The organism is Pseudomonas sp. SWRI179 (genome assembly GCF_014268705.1).
In the GTDB taxonomy this organism is placed as follows: Bacteria; Pseudomonadota; Gammaproteobacteria; order Pseudomonadales; family Pseudomonadaceae; genus Aquipseudomonas; species Aquipseudomonas zanjanensis.
This window is the reverse complement of the sequence record NZ_JABWRA010000056.1, coordinates 1-17690: the sequence shown is the minus strand read 5'-3', so window position 1 is coordinate 17690 and position 17690 is coordinate 1. Positions and strand designations below refer to the sequence as shown.

Below are 17690 nucleotides of genomic sequence, written 5' to 3'. Positions count from 1 at the left end.
AGTGGCTGAATGTTTCTTCCTCTATAATCCCATCACTTTGTAGGGACATGGATGGCCGAATGCCTGCCTATCAACGCAGTGCCATGCGCGTAGCGCTGCTTTACCTCGTGCTGTCAGTCACCTGGCTGCAGCTGATTGGTTATTTATTGAGCAGTTTCTTCGATCAATTCGTCGATAGGCAGCGCTGGCTGCTGATCAACGGTTATGCCTGGGTGCTGCTCAGCGCCGGGCTTATCTTCCTGGCCCGGGCGCGAATCTCGCGGTTTTTCGCCAAGGGTGAGCACGGCATCGATCGCGAGCGCCTGCGCCAGGCCGCCGCCGTCTTCGATTGCACCCGCGAAGGGGTGTTGGTGACGGACCGCAATGGCTTGATCGTGCACGTGAACCGGGCGTTCATGGCGATCACCGGTTATGCCCGGGACGAAGTACTGGGGCAGCGCCCCAATCTGTTCAAGTCCGGACGCCATGGGCCGGAGTTCTATCGCGACATGTTTACCACCCTGGCCAGCCAGGGCGAGTGGAGCGGTGAGATCTGGAACCGACGTAAAAGTGGTGAGATCTATCCGCAATGGCAGACGATTCGTGTCATTCACGATGATAACGACCAGGTCAGTCATTACGTCGCGGTGTTTTCGGACATCAGCGCCATCAAGGATTCGGAGCATGAGCTGGCGCACCTGGCCCATCACGACCCGCTGACAGGCTTGCCCAACCGGCTGCTGTTTTCCGATCGCGCGGAGCAAGCCGTGGCGTCGGCGCAGCTTCACAAGCGCGGATGTGCGCTTCTGCTGCTGGATCTGGATCATTTCAAGAACATCAACGACAGCCTTGGGCACAACGTCGGTGACGAGTTGCTCAAAGGCGTGGCCGAGCGTTTTCTCGGGCTGTTTGCGCCGGGTATAACCCTGGCGCGACTAGGCGGTGACGAGTTCGCGGTGCTCGCGGAAAACTGCTCGCAGCCAGGTCAGGCGGCGGCCTTGGCCCGGCGTATCCTCGATGCGCTGAAAGAGCCGGTGCAGCTCGGCGACCAGTCCTTGTTTATCAACGCCAGTATCGGCATCAGCCTGTTCCCCGGTGATGCCCTCAGCGCCGGGCAATTGCTGCGCAACGCCGACTCGGCGCTGTTCAAGGCCAAGAGCGCCGGGCGCGACGGCTACGCCCTGTACACCGAAGAGCTCACCGCCCACGCCCAGCAACGGGTCGAAATTGCCTTCGAACTGCGTCGTGCGCTGCAACAGCAAGAGTTGCGTGTTCATTACCAGCCGGTACACGACCTGGCGAGCAGCCGTTTGATCGGTGTCGAGGCGCTGGTGCGTTGGGAGCATCCGACGCGGGGGCTGGTGTCGCCGGCCGAGTTCATTCCCATCGCCGAGCGTACCGGGCTGATTGCCCAGATCGACGCCTGGGTCATGGACCAGGCCTGTCGGCAGATGTGCCGGTGGCAACAGGCGGGTGTGGCGCTGTCGTTCGTCGCCGTCAACGTATCGAGTCGGTTGTTTGCCCGTCGTGAGTTGTATGACCAGGTCGCCCAGGTGTTGCACGACACGGGCCTGGATCCGGCGTGTCTGGAGCTGGAAGTGACGGAAAGCGCGGTGATGGAAGACCCGGAGGTGGCGCTGGAGCAGATGCATCGCCTGCGGGAGTTGGGCGTGCGGCTGGCCATCGACGATTTTGGCACGGGGTATTCGTCGCTGCTGCGGCTCAAGCGTTTGCCGGTACAGAAGCTCAAGATTGATCAGGGTTTTGTCGCGGGGTTGCCGTGGGATGAGGATGACGCCGCGATCGTCCGGGTGATCATTGCCTTGGCCCATAGCATGGGGATGCAAGTGCACGCCGAAGGAATCGAGCAGCGCGAGCAAGCGGCGTTCTTGCTTGGACTGGCGTGTGAGCTGGGGCAGGGCTACTGGTTTGGCCGGCCCGTCGCGGCGGCGCAGTTGGATTGGGAGCGGGCGCCGGCTATTGCTTGAGCGTCAGTGGTATTGATGTTGGTTGACCCACCGCCATCGCGAGCAAGCTTTGCTCCCACAGTTGTTTTTGGGGTGATCGAAATATCCGCAACACCCCCAATCCCCTGTGGGAGCGGGCTTGCTCGCGAAGGCGTCTGTTCAGTCTGTATCCATGTCGCCTGATACTCCGCTTTCGCGAGCAAGCCCGCTCCCACAATGGTTTTGTGTTGAACTTGAGATTCGGTTCGAAACAGAACCCTGTGGGAGCAAAGCTTGCTCGCGATGGCGTCGGCTCAGCTTGCATCAGAGCAAAGCGCTACCCCTTGGCCCCAGGTGCCGCCATCTCCTTGGTTTCCAAATGATCCAACGCCCGCTCAACCAGCAACTGAACCCCATCGGCCATGCGACTGATCGCCAGGGCGACGCAGCGGCGTGAGTCATCCACGTCATCAGCCAGGTCGGCGGCGATGGTGCTGATGGAGAGCAGGTCTTCGGAGGCGTTGGCGAGCAGGGTTTCGGTGTCTATGTGGGGGGACACGATGAAGAGTTGGTTTTTGTCGGGTTCGGGCGGTGAGGCGGGCTTGGGCTTGAGGTAGTAGTCGAGGGCGCGGGTGGCGGCGTCATCGAGCTTTTTTTCTTCCTGCGCTTGGACGCGGGATTTGTGGCCGCTTTGCGGCGGGTTCGGCGTAGGTTTGAACATGGGTAGGTTTCCTATAGAGAACCGCCCTGGATCGCTTGCACGCAATGAAGGGTGGCAGCTGTGTGCGAGTGTGCAAGACCGAGCAACCATACCCAAAACTCGGCAGATCCGAAGATCTCCCGAACACAGCCGCCATAAAACACGGGCGCGAACGCGCCACGAATGGCTAGAAGCATTAAGGGTTGGTGTTTTACCCGGACTTGCACGTCCGTGTCACCGTTTTTTGCGATGACGAACCAAGGTTAGCGGTGCAAAACCAGGGTGCCTAGTTCATGCACAGCCCTACGTCTTGAAGGAAATCTCCGAGGATTGGGCCGGGAAAAAGTCCCCAATCACTCCTGCCGTAGGACCCCGGCTACTTTCTGTTATTTTGGTTATATAAAAATTCTTAAATAGTCTTTTTAAGAATATCTGCACTTATCTAGTATTGCTCCCACGCCGCAAGCAGTGCCGCCCACTGCCAGGCATTCATTCAAAGGAGCAGCAGCATGAGCGCATCTCTACGTAGCGTTGACGGCCAGGACGAAGCAACCATCTTGCGCGAGATCCAGAGCGCGTTGCGCGACCTGCGTTTTGGGGCAGTGGAAATCACCGTGCACAACGCCCAGGTGGTGCAGATCGAGCGCAAGGAAAAATTCCGCTTGCAGCAACCCAGTCATAAGCCGTCTTGAAAGCCAAAAGATCGCAGCCTTCGGCAGCTCCTACGGGGGGCTTGGCGCAGGAGCTGCCGAAGGCTGCGACCTCTTTCTAAAAGCCAAACGAATTTCCAGAAGCCATAAGAAAACCAGAATTCCAGGAGCTTTCACCATGTCGTCCATTCGTCGTTATGCCCTGGCCGCGCTGGCCAGTGCTGTTTTTGCAGGTTCCGCCGTCGCCAAGGATTACGAGTTGCTCAACGTGTCCTACGACCCGACGCGCGAGCTGTACCAGGATTACAACGCCGAATTCGTCAATTTCTGGAAGAAGGCGCACCCGGACGACAGCGTGAAGATCCAGCAATCCCATGGTGGCTCGGGCAAACAAGGCCGGGCGGTGATCGATGGTCTGCGCGCCGACGTGGTGACCCTGGCCCTGGCCGGTGACATCGATGAAATCGCCAAGCTGGGCAAGTCCCTGCCGGCGGACTGGCAAACACGCCTGCCGGACGCCAGCACGCCCTACACCTCGACCATCGTGTTCCTGGTGCGCAAGGGCAACCCCAAGGGCATCAAGGATTGGGATGACCTGATCAAGAACGACGTGTCGGTCATCACCCCGAACCCGAAGACCTCCGGCGGCGCTCGCTGGAATTTCCTCGCCGCCTGGGCCTATGGCCTGAAGGCCAATGGGGGTGACGAAGCCAAGGCCAAGGAATACGTGCAGGCGCTGTTCAAGCACGTGCCGATCCTCGACACCGGCGCTCGTGGCTCGACCATTACTTTCGTCAACAACGGTCAGGGCGACGTGTTGCTGGCCTGGGAAAACGAAGCCTTCCTGGCGCTGAAAGAAGACGGTGGCGCCGACAAATTCGACATCGTCGTGCCGTCGCTGTCGATCCTCGCCGAACCGCCGGTGGCGGTGGTGGACAAGAACGCCGAGAAGAAGGGCAATGCCGAGATCGCCGAAGCGTACCTCAAGCACCTCTATAGCCCGGCCGGCCAGGAAATCGCCGCGAAAAACTACTATCGCCCGCGTGACAAGGATGTGGCCGCCAAGTACGCCCGACAATTTCCAAAGGTGGAGCTGGTGACCATCGACAAGGACTTCGGCGGCTGGAAAACTGCCCAGCCGAAGTTCTTCAACGATGGCGGCGTGTTCGACCAGATCTATCAGGCGCAGTAAGCTGGGCTAGTCGGATTCAGGCCGTAATTCATTGTGGCGAGGGAGCTTGCTCCCGCTGGACCGGGCTGGCGCTCCAGTGCGAAGCGCTCCCAGAGTTTTCTGGGGCTACTTCGTAGCCCAGCGGGAGCAAGCTCCCTCGCCACGGTAAGCGCGTTCTCAACCAAGGACCTTTATGTCGCGTCGCATATCCCCCGTCATACCCGGCTTCGGGCTGACGCTGGGCTACACCCTGGTGTACCTCAGCCTGATTGTGCTCATCCCCCTGGCGGCGATGTTCGTGCATGCCGCTCAACTCACCTGGGAACAATTCTGGGCGATCATCTCGGCGCCCCGGGTGCTGGCGGCCTTGAAGCTCAGCTTCGGCACCGCGCTGTACGCCGCGATCATCAACGGCGTGATCGGTACGCTGCTGGCCTGGGTGCTGGTGCGCTACACCTTCCCCGGCCGCAAGATCATCGACGCAATGATCGACCTGCCGTTCGCCCTGCCCACCGCCGTGGCCGGTATCGCGCTGACGGCGTTGTACGCGCCGACCGGCCTGGTGGGCCAATTCGCCACTGACCTGGGCTTCAAGATCGCCTACACCCCGCTGGGCATCACCCTGGCGCTGACCTTCGTGACGCTGCCGTTCGTGGTGCGCACGGTGCAGCCGGTGCTGGCCGATATCCCCCGTGAAGTCGAAGAAGCCGCCGCCTGCCTCGGTGCCAAGCCGTGGCAGGTGTTCCGCCACATCCTCGTGCCGGCGCTGTTGCCAGCCTGGCTGACCGGTTTCGCCCTGGCCTTTGCCCGTGGCGTGGGCGAGTACGGTTCGGTGATTTTCATCGCCGGCAACATGCCGATGAAAACCGAGATCCTGCCGTTGCTGATCATGGTCAAGCTCGACCAATACGACTACACCGGCGCCACTTCCATCGGCGTGCTGATGCTGGTGGTTTCCTTCGTCCTGTTGCTGCTGATCAACCTGCTGCAGCGGCGCATCGAAACCCCATAAGGAGGCGCGAATCATGTCTCAATCGTCTATTTCCGCAGCCTCTACCAACGCTGCCCGTCGTGGCAGTGCGACGTCGCGGCGGGTCTTGATCGGCCTCGGCTGGCTGATTTTTGCGCTGTTCTTGCTGTTGCCACTGTTCATCGTCGTGTCCCAAGGGCTGAAGCTCGGACTGGGGGCGTTCTTCACCGCGATCTTCGAACCCGACGCGCTGTCGGCGCTGAAGCTCACCGTGATTGCCGTGCTGATCTCGGTGCCGCTGAACCTGGTATTCGGCGTCAGTGCCGCGTGGTGCGTGAGCAAATATTCGTTCCGCGGCAAGAGCATGCTGGTGACGCTGATCGACCTGCCGTTCTCGGTGTCGCCAGTGATCGCCGGTCTTGTCTACGTGCTGATGTTCGGCGCCCAGGGCCTGTTCGGGCCGTGGCTGTCGGATCACGACATCCAGATCGTGTTTGCGCTGCCGGGCATTGTGCTGGCGACGATCTTCGTTACCGTGCCGTTCGTGGCCCGTGAGCTGATCCCGCTGATGCAGGAACAAGGCACCCAGGAAGAAGAGGCCGCGCGCCTGCTGGGCGCCAATGGCTGGCAGATGTTCTGGCATGTCACCGTGCCGAACATCAAGTGGGGCCTGATCTATGGCGTGGTGCTGTGTACCGCCCGGGCCATGGGTGAGTTCGGCGCGGTGTCGGTGGTCTCCGGGCACATTCGCGGGGTGACCAACACCCTGCCGCTGCACGTCGAGATCCTCTACAACGAATACAACCACGTGGCCGCGTTCGCCGTGGCGAGCCTGTTGCTGATCCTGGCGCTCTTCATCCTGCTGCTCAAGCAGTGGAGCGAAAACCGAATCAACCGCCTGCGCGCCAGCGCCGCGGAGGAATAAGTCATGTCGATCGAAGTCCGTAACGTCAGCAAGAATTTCAACGCCTTCCGGGCCCTGGACGACATCAGCCTGGACATCCAGAGCGGTGAGCTGGTAGCGCTGCTCGGGCCATCCGGTTGCGGCAAGACCACCTTGCTGCGGATCATCGCCGGCCTCGAGACCCCGGACCAAGGCAACATTGTGTTCCACGGCGAGGATGTCTCCGGCCACGACGTGCGTGATCGCAACGTCGGTTTCGTGTTCCAGCACTACGCCTTGTTCCGCCACATGACGGTGTTCGACAACGTTGCTTTCGGCCTGCGCATGAAGCCCAAGGGCCAGCGTCCGAACGAAAGCCAGATCGCGACCAAGGTCCATGAACTGCTGAACATGGTGCAATTGGACTGGCTCGCCGACCGTTACCCCGAGCAGTTGTCCGGCGGCCAGCGCCAGCGTATCGCCCTGGCTCGCGCCTTGGCGGTGGAGCCCAAGGTGCTGCTACTGGACGAACCGTTTGGCGCCCTCGACGCCAAGGTCCGCAAGGAACTGCGCCGCTGGCTGGCGCGGTTGCACGAGGACATCAACCTGACGTCGGTGTTTGTGACCCACGACCAGGAAGAAGCCATGGAAGTCGCCGACCGCATTGTGGTGATGAACAAGGGCGTGATCGAGCAGATCGGCTCGCCGGGGGATGTCTACGAAAACCCGGCCAGCGACTTTGTGTATCACTTCCTTGGCGACTCGAACCGCCTGCATTTGGGTGAGGACCGGCATGTGCTGTTCCGCCCGCACGAAGTCTCGCTGTCGCGCTCGGAGCTGGAAGACCACCACGCCGCCGAAGTGCGCGACATCCGCCCGCTCGGCGCTACCACTCGGGTGACCCTGAAGGTGGAAGGCCAGAGCGAACTGATCGAGGCGGAAGTGGTGAAGGACCATGACAGCCTGGTGGGGCTGGCGAAGGGTGAGACGCTGTTCTTCAAGCCGAAGGTCTGGCAGAAAGTCGCCAACCTTTAAAGGCATCCCGAGCACGGGATTTGTGAACGGCGCAGACCTATCGTGGGAGCGGGCTTGCTCGCGAAAGCGGTGGGCCAATTGACGACGATATTGATTGTGCCGCCGTCTTCGCGAGCAAGCCCGCTCCCACAAGGAGATTTGTGTACGACGCAGATCCATTGTGGGAGCAAGGCTTGCCCGCGATGCAAACACCTCGGTGTAGCTGATAGACCGAGGCGATGCCATCGCGGGCAAGCCTTGCCCCCACAGGTTCGCGCTCCACAAGGGTGGCAGGCTGGTATGGCAGTGTTGTCAGGCCGCCGAACGCTGGTTGCGCAACGCCACCGGCCCGGCGCGCTCTTCGATGGCGCGCTTCAGTTCGCCGCGAAGCCCCAGCAGGAAGCCGGCTTCCACCACCACAAACAGCGGCCCGACAATCAGCCCGGTGAGGTCGTCGACGAACGCCGGCTTGCGGCCTTCGTAATAGTGGCCGACGAACTGGATCACCCAGCCCACCACGAACATGCCCAGGCCACTGCCCAGCCACACCGAGGTGCTTTGTGCGGCAAGTACCTGGCCCAGCCAGACGGCGAGTCCCAGCAGCACCGTCATCAGCACGCCTAGTTGTAATTCCAGGCGCAGATAGAACCAGGCACTGGCCACCGCCACCAGCAGCGCCGGCGACACCAGCACCGGGCCCACTGGCCATCCCGGCCGTGACAGCAGCACGGCGACGGCGACGAAAATCAGCGGGATCCCGATGAAGTGGCTGGCGATGTTGCGCGGGTCGCGATGATACGCGGCGTATTGACTGAGATGATCGACGAGGCTTTTCATTGTTGTTCCTCCTGAGGTGATGCCTGCATGATGCCCGGGTATCACCAGGCGTTCTGTCAGTTAGCCGACACTTGTCCCGGAGTTTCCATGAATTCCCATCCCTGGCACTCACACCTGATGGCGGGCCACTGGTACAGCCACCTGACTGCTGAGTTACAGAATAGTCTGCTGGGCATGGCGCGGGTGCGCCATCTGCCGCCGGGCCACCGGCTGTTCCAGCGCGGCGATCCACCCTGTGGGTTGTATGCCGTGCTGGAAGGCGCGGTGCGCGTCGGTGCGGTGAACGAGCAGGGCAAGGAGGCGTTGCTGAGCGTCGTGGAAGCGCCTCATTGGTTCGGTGAAATCTGCCTGTTCGATGGCCAGCCACGGACCCATGATGCGGTTGTGGTGGGTCAAGGCGTGCTGCTGCACGTGCCCCAGGCGCCGTTGTTGGCTTTCCTGCAGGAGCAACCGATCCACTGGCGCCATCTTGCCTTGTTGATGAGCCACAAACTGCGCCTGACCTTCATCAACCTCGAACACTTGAGCCTGATGCCCGCCCCGGCCCGCCTGGCCCACCGTCTGCTGATGATCGCCGAAGGCTACGGCGAAACCGAACCGGCCCGGCGGGTCCTGCAACTGCCTCAGGAACAACTGGCGCTGATGCTCTCGCTGTCACGCCAGACCACCAACCAGATCCTCAAGGACCTGCAGGCCCAGGGCATTCTTCACCTGGGCTACGGCGAGATCGAGATCGTCGACATCGAGCGGTTGCGAGCCCTGACCACGCCCTGAGGTCCCGCCCCGCATCCGTGGGAGCGGGCTTGCTCGCGAAAGCGGTGGGTCTGTTGGCTGGGATGTTGACTGTGCTGCCGTCTTCGCGAGCAAGCCCGCTCCCACAGGATTTTTGTGCGTCCCGGATAAAATGTGGGAGCGAGCCTGCTCGCGATAGGGCCAGTGCAACCAACCCAAATCCCTAGCGCAACCCATCCCGGAACTGCCCCGGCGTCATGCCGGTCCAGCGTTTGAAGGCGCGGCTGAAGCTGCTGGCGTCGGCAAAGCCCAGCAGATAACTGACTTCGCTCAGCGAGCATTGCGGATCGCGCAGGTGCAGCAATGCGAGGTTTTCCCGGCATTCGTTGAGCAGTGCGTCGAAGCGGCAGCCTTCGTCGGCCAGGTGCCGTTGCAGGCTGCGCAGGCTCAGGTGCATGGCCTGGGCGATGCGTTCGGCGCTGGGCTCGCCTTCGGGCAGTTGCGCCTCGATGGCCGCGCGAACCTTGCGCTCCCAGGTCAGTGGCTGGAGCTGGGCGAGGGTGCGTTCGAGCACCGTTTCGTTGTGTTCGGCCAGTTCCGGGTTGGCGTCGTCCAGGTGGCTGTCGAAGTCGCTGAGGTTGAATTCCAGGCAATCCTGGGCGGCGCCAAAATGCACTGGCGAGCGGAACACCTTGTGCCACGGGCTCGGGTCCGTCGGTTCCGGACGCCGCAGGTACACCGCCAGCGGTGCGTAGTCTCGGCCGAGGCGGTTGCGGCAGGTGCGCACGTAAATCGCCGCGAACGCATCGATGGCTTCAAACGCCGGCGCCGGCCGGCCCGGGGGCACATCGAGGCTGAAGCGGTAGCGGTCTTCGCCACGGTTCAATTGCAGGGCCAGGGCATCGCTGACCACCGGGTGATAACGCACGATCCGCTCGAACACTTCCCGCAGGCTGCCGCTGGCCACCAGCGCATAACCCAATGCGTGGAAGGTGGTGGGGCTGACGAAGCGCGACACCCGCAGGCCGATGGCCGGGTCGCCGCTGGCCTGCACCGCCAATGCCCACAGGCGCGTGGTGGCCGAGAGCGGGTAGCGGGCGTCCGGGTCGTCCATCCATTGCGGGTCGAGGCCGGCCTCGACGCACAAGGCATGGCTGTCCAGGCCCAGCGCATCGAGCTGTTTGCGCAGGGCGCGGGTCCAGCTGGCGAGGGAAGTCGGTTCCGTCATGACGATTGGCGCTTGCGGTCAACAGGTTGGCGTTTACGGCTACCACCCCGTGGGACAACGCCCGGCAGGATGAGCACATCTCTAACAAAGGATGTAAGCCATGCACGGCACTTGCGCAAGCCCCGAGCGATTGAATGCACAACAACGAGCGGCCCATATTCGCCAGGTGGTCCTGGCCCGAGGTGAGGAATTGCGTCAGCGCTACCCGATTCTGCGTCATCAGGATGCGCTGGGTGCGGGCATCCTGGCGTTCGCCCTGGTGGGGATGATCGGTTCGGCGCTGCTCTACCTCAACGGTGACCTCGCAGGCTGGGCGTGCCTGTTGCTCAACGCGTTTTTCGCGTCCCTGACCCATGAGCTGGAACACGACCTGATCCACAGCATGTATTTTCGCAAGCAGCGCCTGCCCCACAACTTGATGATGGGCCTGGTGTGGCTGGCGCGGCCGAGCACCATCAACCCGTGGATCCGCCGCCACCTGCACCTCAACCATCACAAGGTGTCCGGGAGCGAGGCTGACATGGAAGAGCGGGCCATCACCAACGGCGAACCTTGGGGGTTGGCGCGGTTGCTGATGGTCGGCGACAACGTGATGTCGGCCTTCATCCGCCTGCTGCGGGCCAAGACCTGGGCGCACAAGCGCAGCATCCTCAAGCGTACGTTGAAGGTTTATTTTCCGCTGGCGCTGCTGCACTGGAGCGCCTGGTATGTGTTCCTCGGTTTCCACGGGGTCAACGGCGTCGCGAGCTTGATGGGAACTTCAATTGACTGGTCGGCAAGCACGCTGGCAACGATGCAGGTGATCGACATCGCGGTGGTGGTGATCATCGGACCGAACGTGTTGCGCACCTTTTGCCTGCATTTCGTCAGCTCGAACATGCATTACTACGGCGACATCGAGCCGGGCAATGTCATCCAGCAAACCCAGGTGCTCAACCCGTGGTGGTTGTGGCCGTTGCAGGCGTTCTGCTTCAACTTCGGCAGCAGCCATGGCATTCATCATTTCGTGGTGAAGGAGCCGTTCTACATTCGCCAACTGACGGTGCCGGTGGCCCATAAGGTGATGCGCGAGATGGGCGTGCGGTTCAATGACTTTGGTACGTTCGGGCGGGCGAATCGGTTTGTGCGGGAGGAGGGTGTGGTGCGGGAGGAAGGGGATATGGCCCAGGCCTAAGGACAGGGGCAAGCCTTTGTGGCGAGGGAGCTTGCTCCCGCTGGGCTGCGCAGCAGCCCCAAAATACAAGGGCCGCTACGCGACCCAGCGGGAGCAAGCTCCCTCGCCACAATGGTATGCGTCAAGACCGGGAACAGGTCAGAACTGGTAACTCACGGTCGCCGCCACATTGCGCTCTTCGCCCATGTAGCAATAGCTCAGGCTGGCGCACGAAGCGACGTAGGTTTCGTTCGTCAGGTTGTTCGCGTTCAGGCGCACATCCACGCCTTTCAAACCGACCTTGCCCAGGTCATACCCCACCGAGGCATCGAACAGCGTGTAGGACGGCACCTTCATGGTGTTCTCCGCATCGGCCCAGCTGTAGCCGACATAGCGCACGCCGCCGCCCAGGCGCAGGCCATCGAGAGCGCCGCTGTCGAACTTGTAGTCAGCCCAGAGCGAGGCCATGTGGCGCGGAGCCTGGGTCGGCGAGTTGCCTTTGTTTTCGATGATATTGGTGGGCGTGCTGAGGGTACTGACCATCGACTTCGAATATTCGATGTCGGTGAAGGTGTAGCTGCCCAGCACCTTGAACTGCTCGGTCAACTGCAGGTGCGCTTCCAGTTCCAGGCCTTGGGAGCGTACGGCACCGACGGCGCGGTAGAAGTTTTCCTGGGGCAGTTTGGTCGCAAGGTTTTCCTGGTCGATGCGGAACAGCGAAGCGGTGTAGAGATCATCGGTACCGGGTGGTTGGTACTTCAGGCCCAGTTCCCATTGCTTGCCATCGGTGGGCGCCAGTGGATTGCCGGCGCTGTCGGCATAGGAGTTCGGGTTGAACGACTCGGAATAGCTGATGTACGGCGCCAGGCCGTTGTCGAACAGGTACAGCGCGCCGACCCGGCCAGTGAGCTTGGTGCGTTTGTCGTTGATCTCGGTGCCTGCCGGGCGACCGAGCTCGGCGATGCGGTTCTCATCCGAGGTTTGGACCCAGTCCTGGCGCAGGCCCAGGGAGAAGCGCCATTTGTCCATTTCGATCAGGTCTTGCAGGTACACGCCGGTCTGCTCCAGGCGCCGCAGGTAGCTGGTGTCATAGCGACCGGTGATGGCCGAGTTGCCATAGACCGGGTCGAAGGCGTTGATCGGCGCGAGGCTGCCGCTGGTCCAGTCGACCACGGTTTTGCGCCGCTGGTAGTCGGCGCCCATCAGCACGGTGTGCTTGGTCGCGCCGGTAAAGAATTCGGCCTGCAGCATGTTGTCGACGATGAAGGCGTGGAGCTTTTCTTCGGCGCCCGTGTAATAGCGGTTCAGCTCGTTGCTGGTGGGGGTGGTCCAGTCGTAGGCATAGACCTGATCGTTGGTGACGTCGGAGTCCAGGTACCGGAAGTTCTGCCGGGCGGTGAAGACGTCGTTGAAGCGATGTTCGAATTGATAGCCGAACGACTGCTGGTCGCGTTCGTAACCGTCGACGCCCGGCTCGCCTTCGAAGAAGTTTTCGGAGATCCGCCGGCCGTTGCGCTGATGCAAGGTGCCGTCGGCCGGCATGCCACCGTGGTAGCCGCCGTCGGGGTCATGCTGCAGGTAGGCCTGGAGCGTCAGCGAGGTGTCTTCGCTGAAGTCGATGTTCACCGTGGGCGCGAGGGCGAAGCGCTTTTCCTTGTTGTGGTCGAACTGGGTATCGGACGTGTCCGCCAGGCCGACCAGGCGATAGGTGATGCGTTTGTCGTCATCCACCGGGCCGCTGAAATCGAAGCCCATGCCCCGTTGGCCCTGGGTGCCGACCGTGGCCTGGATCTGGTGATAGGCCTCGTACAGGGGCTTTTTACTGGTCAGCGCCACCAGGCCGCCGGGTGAACTGCGGCCATAGAGCACCGACGACGGCCCCTTGAGGATATCGACTCGCTCGAGGAAATACGGATCGACCTGGATGGAGCTGTAGGTGCCGCTGTCGCCCATGGACTTGAGGCCGTCGAGGTAGATGTTATCCACCGAGCCGTCGTTGAAGCCGCGCATCGCCACGTAGTCGTAGCGATGGGTGGCGCCGTAGGGGTTGGTCAGCACGCCGGGGGTGTAGCGCATGGCCTGGGACACGGTTTGCGCGCCCTGGTCGTCCATTTGCTCGCGGGTCACCACGGAGACGCTCTGGGAAGTTTCGCGCAGGGCGGTACTGGTCTTGGTGGCGACCTGGCTGTGGGTGGCGTTGTAGCCTTCCATGCTGCCCAGCGCATTACCCAGGGCGAAGCCCTTGATGTCGGTGCTCGGCAGTTCCAGGGTGCTGCCAGCGGTCTCGGTTTGCAGCACGTAGCTGCTGCCATCCTGGCTGACGGCAACCAGTCCCGAGCCACTGAGCAACTGGCTCAGGGCCTGCTCGGGCGAGTATTCGCCCTTGAGCCCCGGTGACTGGACGCCGCCGGTTTGCGCCGGGGTGCTGGCCAGGGTGATCCCGGCTTGGCGGGCGAACTGGTTCAGTACATCGCTCAGCGGGCCGGGGGCAATGTTGTAGCTCTGGCGGCTGGCGGTCACGCCGTCTTGTGCGGCCACCGCGAGCATCGGCACCACGCTGACCCCCAGCGCCGTGGAGAATAGCGCGGCATGAATGGCCTGGCGCAACAGGCCCGGTTGCGAAGAGAAGCCGAAGGGGTTCTTGAGAAGTACGCGCTCAGTCATTGTAGGTTCCGTTGGAGTCGCTGAAGGCCGATAAGGGTTGCTTACTGTCCTAGCCGGACGCCGGCCTGAAACCCGCCAAAAAAATCAGGCCAGGCGTTCCACCGTGATCCACCAACGGGTTCGATAGCGGATCTGCACCGGGAGCGTGCGTGGCAGGACGGCGAGCAATTTGTCGGTGTCCTCCAAGCGGAAAACGCCTGACAAGCGCAGGTCGGCAATCGACGCTGCGCAGTTCAAATAGCCTGGGCGGTAGCGGCCTACTTCGTTGAGAAAATCTGCCAGGCGCATGTTGCGCGTGACGATCAACCCGTCTGCCCAAGCCCCTGCGTCCATGTCCAGCGGTGGCGCCAGGGTCGCTGTCGCTGCGGTGATCAAGTAGCTTTGCCCGGCTTCCACCTGGATGGGCGAGCCATCGCTGTTTGGGTGCGAACGGATAACCACCCGCCCGCTGGTGACGCTCAGCCGTGTGCAGTCGCTGTCCTGGCGCACGACGAAACGCCCCTCCAGCCCTTCGAACAGTCCATGGCGGCTTTTCACCAGCAGTGGGCGCCCGGGGTCGCGGCCACAAGTGACCATGATTTCGCCGCGGGCCAGGGTGATCAGGCGCTGCTGGGCGGTGAAATCCAGGTCGGCGGCGCTGTGGGTATTGAGTTCCAGTCGCGTGCCATCTGGCAATTGGTACCCTCGGCGTTCACCGGTGACAGTGGCGAAATCGGCATTCCACGACTGCCAGGCCAGGTCCTTGCCCAGCCACGCCGCGCCGCCCATCAGGGCGACGCCCGACAGCAACTTCAGGGCCTGGCGACGACTGAGGCGCTGGGCGCTGTTTTCCAGGGTGTCCAGGGCGATGTGGGCACCGGGCACGGCCCGCAGGTTCGAGGTTATTTCGCTGTGCAGCGATTGCACCCGTTGCCAGGCCAGCTCGTGTTCAGGGTGGGCGGCACGCCAGGTGTCGCACTGTTGGCGCAGGCTGGGGTGAGTGGCGTGGTTGCGCAGGCGCAGCAGCCAGTTGATCGCCTGCCTCACGACCTGTTGCGACGGGCCGTTGCGGCGGCTCTGCAAGTGATCCGCCGGCTCAGCTTTCATAGCGCAACACGTAGCAGTGGTACAGCGCATCGGCGACGTAGCGCTCCACCGAGCGCAACGAAACGCCCATCTGTTCGGCAATCTGCTTGTACGTCAGGCCTTCGCACTGGGCCAACAGAAAGGCCTTGCGGACTTTCGGCTTGAGGCCTTCGAGCATCCTGGCAATGGCTTCGAGCAATTCCAGGATCAAGGCCTGGGCTTCGGCGCCGGGGGTTTCGGCTTCCGGCAGGTGCGCTATGGTTTGGAGGTAGGCGCGTTCGATTTCTTCCCGCCGCCAATGGTCAATCACCAGGCCTTGGGCGATGGTGCGTAAAAAGGCGCGTGGGGCCCGAAGCTCCGGGCGTTCGCTACGCTGCAACAGGCGTACGAAGGTGTCCTGGGCCAGGTCGGCCGCATCGGCGGCATTGCCCAAGCGGGTGCGCAGCCATGTGTTGAGCCAGCCGTGATGCTGGCTGTAGAGCGCCTGTACTGCAAACTCGGGAGATGACATGGACGCGACGGCCTGGATGTTACGAATGATAACGTGTCGCATTGTCATCAGCCGCCGGCGAATTTGCAACCACCGTTCAACCCGGCGAGCCTCCTGTCGACTATTTGTACAAATGCCTAATTATTTGTACAAGCTTGCCGACAGAGTGAGTATGCGTGCACCAAAGTGGAGCAAGTGACAAGACTGCCCGCGCTGTTACATGGAACGTTGCAACCTGGAATGCACCCCCACTCCTTGCATAAGAAGCCCCATCGATGAATCTAAAGTTCAGCCACAAAATCCTTCTTGCCGCCTCTGGTGTGGTGGTCCTGGCTTTTGCCCTGTTCACGCTCTACAACGATTATTTGCAGCGCAACACCATTGGCAGCAGCCTGGAGTCGTCCATCGAACAGTCCGGCGACCTGACGGCCAGCAGCATCCAGAACTGGATGAGCGGGCGGATCCTGATATTGGAAAACCTGGCGCAAAACATCGCGCATCAGGGCACTGCTGCAGATCTGCCGGGGCTGGTGGATCAGCCGGCGCTGACGTCGAACTTCCAATTCACTTATGTGGGCCAGGCCAACGGTGTCTTCACCCAACGCCCGGACGCCAAAATGCCTGACGGCTACGACCCGCGTCAGCGCCCTTGGTACAAACAGGCAGTGAGCGCCGATAAAACCATGTTGACCCCGCCTTACCTGGCGGCGGTGGGTGGCCTGGTGGTGACCGTGGCCCTGCCGGTGAAGCACAACGGCGAATTGCTTGGCGTAGTGGGCGGCGACCTGAGCCTGGAAACCCTGGTGAAAATCATCAACTCCGTGGACTTCGGTGGCATTGGCCATGCGTTCCTGGTCAGTGGCGACGGTCAGGTGATCGTCAGCCCCGACAAGGACCACGTGATGAAAAACCTCAAGGACATCTACCCAGGTACGCCGGTGCGCATCGGCAAGGGTATCCAGGAGGTCGAGCTGAACGGCCAGAACCGTATCCTTTCGTTCACCCCGGTGACCGGCCTGCCGAACGCCGAGTGGTACATCGGCCTGTCGATCGATGAGGCCAAGGCCTACGCGCCGTTGAGCCAGTTCCGTACGTCGGCGCTGATCGCGATGTTTGTCGCGGTGGCGGCCATTGCCTTGCTGCTGAGCCTGTTAATCCAGGTGCTGATGCGCCCGTTGACCACCATGGGCCGTGCCATGCAGGACATCGCCCAGGGCGAAGGCGACTTGACCCGGCGCCTGGTGGTGCAGGGCAAGGATGAGTTCGCGGTGTTGGGGGGGTCGTTCAACCAGTTCGTGGAGCGGATTCACGCCTCGATCGCGGAAGTGTCTTCCGCCACGCGCCAGGTGCATGACCTGTCGCAGCGAGTGATGACCTCGTCCAACGCTTCGCTCGTCGGCTCGGATGAGCAGAGCGCCCGCACCAACAGTGTGGCAGCGGCCATCAACCAGTTGGGCGCCGCCACCCAGGAAATCGCCCGCAATGCCGCCGATGCCTCGCAACAGGCCAGCGGTGCCAGCGAACAGGCCGATGACGGTCGCCAGGTGGTGGAAAAAACCATCCAGGCCATGACCGAGCTGTCGCAGAAGATCAGCCTCTCGTGCACCCAGATCGAAACCCTGAACGCCAGCACCGACAACATCGGGCACATCCTGGACGTGATCAAGGGCATCTCCCAGCAGACCAACCTGCTGGCGCTGAACGCGGCCATTGAAGCGGCTCGTGCCGGTGAAGCCGGACGCGGGTTTGCGGTGGTGGCCGATGAAGTGCGCAACCTGGCGCACCGCACCCAGGAGTCGGCGGAAGAAATCCACAAGATGATCACCTCGCTTCAGGTCGGTTCCCGTGAAGCGGTGACCACGATGAACGCCAGCCAGACCTCCAGCGAAGAAAGCGTGGAAGTGGCCAACCAGGCCGGCCTGCGACTGGTCAGCGTGACACAGCGCATCGGCGAGATCGACGGCATGAACCAGTCGGTTGCAGCCGCGACCGAAGAGCAGACCGCTGTGGTTGAAACCCTCAACATGGACGTCAGCCACATCAATCTGCTGAACCAGCAAAGCGTGGCCAACCTCAATGAAACCCTGAAGGACTGCGATGCCTTGTCCCAACAGGCCAATCGCCTGAAGCAACTGGTGGACAGCTTCAAGATCTGACCTCAGTCGCAAGCCGACCCAATCCCCTGTGGCGAGGGAGCTTGCTCCCGCT

15 protein-coding genes and 1 pseudogene are annotated in these 17690 nt (G+C 62.0%); 10 read left to right on the top strand and 6 right to left on the bottom strand.

Annotation, left to right across the window (positions count from 1 at the left end; genetic code table 11):
• The first annotated feature begins 59 nt into the window (after positions 1 to 59).
• Both dibA and HU767_RS29210 read left to right on the top strand, forming a co-directional pair.
• Complete coding sequence (gene dibA, locus HU767_RS24370) at positions 60 to 1967, top strand: phosphodiesterase DibA (protein WP_186709982.1); 1908 nt, start codon at positions 60 to 62, stop codon at positions 1965 to 1967.
• 106 nt (positions 1968 to 2073) lie between these two features.
• A pseudogene (locus tag HU767_RS29210) lies at positions 2074 to 2163 on the top strand (metal ABC transporter ATP-binding protein); the annotation flags it as partial.
• Between the two features lie 99 nt (positions 2164 to 2262).
• On the opposite strand, the gene HU767_RS24365 reads toward HU767_RS29210, so the two are convergent.
• Entirely contained in the window at positions 2263 to 2646 is a 384-nt protein-coding gene (locus HU767_RS24365) for a DUF6124 family protein (protein WP_186730671.1), read from the bottom strand.
• A 488-nt stretch (positions 2647 to 3134) separates the two neighbouring features.
• Between HU767_RS24365 and oscA the strand changes: the two genes are divergently transcribed.
• From oscA to HU767_RS24340, 5 genes are all read left to right on the top strand, one after another.
• The gene (oscA, locus tag HU767_RS24360; RefSeq protein WP_003186967.1) at positions 3135 to 3317 is read left to right on the top strand and encodes a sulfur starvation response protein OscA; all 183 of its coding nucleotides are present in this window, start codon (positions 3135 to 3137) and stop codon (positions 3315 to 3317) included.
• Between the two features lie 136 nt (positions 3318 to 3453).
• Positions 3454 to 4467 carry a sulfate ABC transporter substrate-binding protein gene (locus HU767_RS24355; RefSeq protein WP_186709986.1) on the top strand — a complete coding sequence of 338 codons (1014 nt, stop codon included), beginning with the start codon at positions 3454 to 3456 and terminating at the stop codon, positions 4465 to 4467.
• 172 nt (positions 4468 to 4639) lie between these two features.
• Complete coding sequence (cysT, locus tag HU767_RS24350; protein WP_013692011.1) at positions 4640 to 5458, top strand: sulfate ABC transporter permease subunit CysT; 819 nt, start codon at positions 4640 to 4642, stop codon at positions 5456 to 5458.
• Positions 5459 to 5471: 13 nt separating this feature from the next.
• Positions 5472 to 6341 (top strand): sulfate ABC transporter permease subunit CysW, encoded by an 870-nt coding sequence (cysW, locus tag HU767_RS24345; protein ID WP_024618577.1) that lies wholly within the window; start codon positions 5472 to 5474, stop codon positions 6339 to 6341.
• Positions 6342 to 6344: 3 nt separating this feature from the next.
• On the top strand, positions 6345 to 7334 hold the full coding sequence (locus HU767_RS24340; RefSeq protein WP_047700099.1) for a sulfate ABC transporter ATP-binding protein: 990 nt from the start codon (positions 6345 to 6347) through the stop codon (positions 7332 to 7334).
• Positions 7335 to 7625: 291 nt separating this feature from the next.
• Here the strand turns inward: HU767_RS24340 and HU767_RS24335 are convergent, their stop codons facing one another.
• Entirely contained in the window at positions 7626 to 8150 is a 525-nt protein-coding gene (locus HU767_RS24335; protein WP_186730670.1) for an Mpo1-like protein, read from the bottom strand.
• Positions 8151 to 8237: 87 nt separating this feature from the next.
• Between HU767_RS24335 and HU767_RS24330 the strand changes: the two genes are divergently transcribed.
• Positions 8238 to 8924, top strand: coding sequence for a Crp/Fnr family transcriptional regulator (locus tag HU767_RS24330; protein WP_186730669.1), 687 nt, complete (start codon positions 8238 to 8240; stop codon positions 8922 to 8924).
• Positions 8925 to 9105: 181 nt separating this feature from the next.
• Here the strand turns inward: HU767_RS24330 and HU767_RS24325 are convergent, their stop codons facing one another.
• Positions 9106 to 10110: an AraC family transcriptional regulator gene (locus HU767_RS24325; protein ID WP_186730668.1), complete on the bottom strand. Its 1005-nt coding sequence runs from the start codon at positions 10108 to 10110 to the stop codon at positions 9106 to 9108.
• A 100-nt stretch (positions 10111 to 10210) separates the two neighbouring features.
• Between HU767_RS24325 and HU767_RS24320 the strand changes: the two genes are divergently transcribed.
• The gene (locus tag HU767_RS24320) at positions 10211 to 11284 is read left to right on the top strand and encodes a fatty acid desaturase (RefSeq protein WP_186730667.1); all 1074 of its coding nucleotides are present in this window, start codon (positions 10211 to 10213) and stop codon (positions 11282 to 11284) included.
• 138 nt (positions 11285 to 11422) lie between these two features.
• Here HU767_RS24320 and HU767_RS24315 read toward each other — a convergent pair whose 3' ends face one another.
• From HU767_RS24315 to HU767_RS24305, 3 genes are all read right to left on the bottom strand, one after another.
• Positions 11423 to 13927, bottom strand: coding sequence for a TonB-dependent siderophore receptor (locus HU767_RS24315; protein WP_186730666.1), 2505 nt, complete (start codon positions 13925 to 13927; stop codon positions 11423 to 11425).
• 84 nt (positions 13928 to 14011) lie between these two features.
• Positions 14012 to 15013, bottom strand: a complete 1002-nt coding sequence (locus HU767_RS24310) for a FecR family protein (protein WP_186730665.1) — start codon at positions 15011 to 15013, stop codon at positions 14012 to 14014.
• Positions 15003 to 15503, bottom strand: a complete 501-nt coding sequence (locus tag HU767_RS24305; protein ID WP_186710005.1) for a sigma-70 family RNA polymerase sigma factor — start codon at positions 15501 to 15503, stop codon at positions 15003 to 15005. The genes HU767_RS24310 and HU767_RS24305 overlap by 11 nt, the downstream gene beginning before the upstream one ends.
• A 254-nt stretch (positions 15504 to 15757) precedes the next feature.
• Between HU767_RS24305 and HU767_RS24300 the strand changes: the two genes are divergently transcribed.
• Positions 15758 to 17638, top strand: coding sequence for a methyl-accepting chemotaxis protein (locus HU767_RS24300; protein WP_186730664.1), 1881 nt, complete (start codon positions 15758 to 15760; stop codon positions 17636 to 17638).
• The last annotated feature ends 52 nt before the right edge of the window (positions 17639 to 17690 follow it).

Excerpts from the sequence above, each read along its gene's own strand:
- dibA (WP_186709982.1), top strand. The coding sequence starts at position 60 with ATGCCTGCCTATCAACGCAGTGCCATGCGCGTAGCGCTGCTTTACCTC.
- HU767_RS24365 (WP_186730671.1), bottom strand. The coding sequence starts at position 2,646 with ATGTTCAAACCTACGCCGAACCCGCCGCAAAGCGGCCACAAATCCCGC.
- oscA (WP_003186967.1), top strand. The coding sequence starts at position 3,135 with ATGAGCGCATCTCTACGTAGCGTTGACGGCCAGGACGAAGCAACCATC.
- HU767_RS24355 (WP_186709986.1), top strand. The coding sequence starts at position 3,454 with ATGTCGTCCATTCGTCGTTATGCCCTGGCCGCGCTGGCCAGTGCTGTT.
- cysT (WP_013692011.1), top strand. The coding sequence starts at position 4,640 with ATGTCGCGTCGCATATCCCCCGTCATACCCGGCTTCGGGCTGACGCTG.
- cysW (WP_024618577.1), top strand. The coding sequence starts at position 5,472 with ATGTCTCAATCGTCTATTTCCGCAGCCTCTACCAACGCTGCCCGTCGT.
- HU767_RS24340 (WP_047700099.1), top strand. The coding sequence starts at position 6,345 with ATGTCGATCGAAGTCCGTAACGTCAGCAAGAATTTCAACGCCTTCCGG.
- HU767_RS24335 (WP_186730670.1), bottom strand. The coding sequence starts at position 8,150 with ATGAAAAGCCTCGTCGATCATCTCAGTCAATACGCCGCGTATCATCGC.
- HU767_RS24330 (WP_186730669.1), top strand. The coding sequence starts at position 8,238 with ATGAATTCCCATCCCTGGCACTCACACCTGATGGCGGGCCACTGGTAC.
- HU767_RS24325 (WP_186730668.1), bottom strand. The coding sequence starts at position 10,110 with ATGACGGAACCGACTTCCCTCGCCAGCTGGACCCGCGCCCTGCGCAAA.
- HU767_RS24320 (WP_186730667.1), top strand. The coding sequence starts at position 10,211 with ATGCACGGCACTTGCGCAAGCCCCGAGCGATTGAATGCACAACAACGA.
- HU767_RS24315 (WP_186730666.1), bottom strand. The coding sequence starts at position 13,927 with ATGACTGAGCGCGTACTTCTCAAGAACCCCTTCGGCTTCTCTTCGCAA.
- HU767_RS24310 (WP_186730665.1), bottom strand. The coding sequence starts at position 15,013 with ATGAAAGCTGAGCCGGCGGATCACTTGCAGAGCCGCCGCAACGGCCCG.
- HU767_RS24305 (WP_186710005.1), bottom strand. The coding sequence starts at position 15,503 with ATGTCATCTCCCGAGTTTGCAGTACAGGCGCTCTACAGCCAGCATCAC.
- HU767_RS24300 (WP_186730664.1), top strand. The coding sequence starts at position 15,758 with ATGAATCTAAAGTTCAGCCACAAAATCCTTCTTGCCGCCTCTGGTGTG.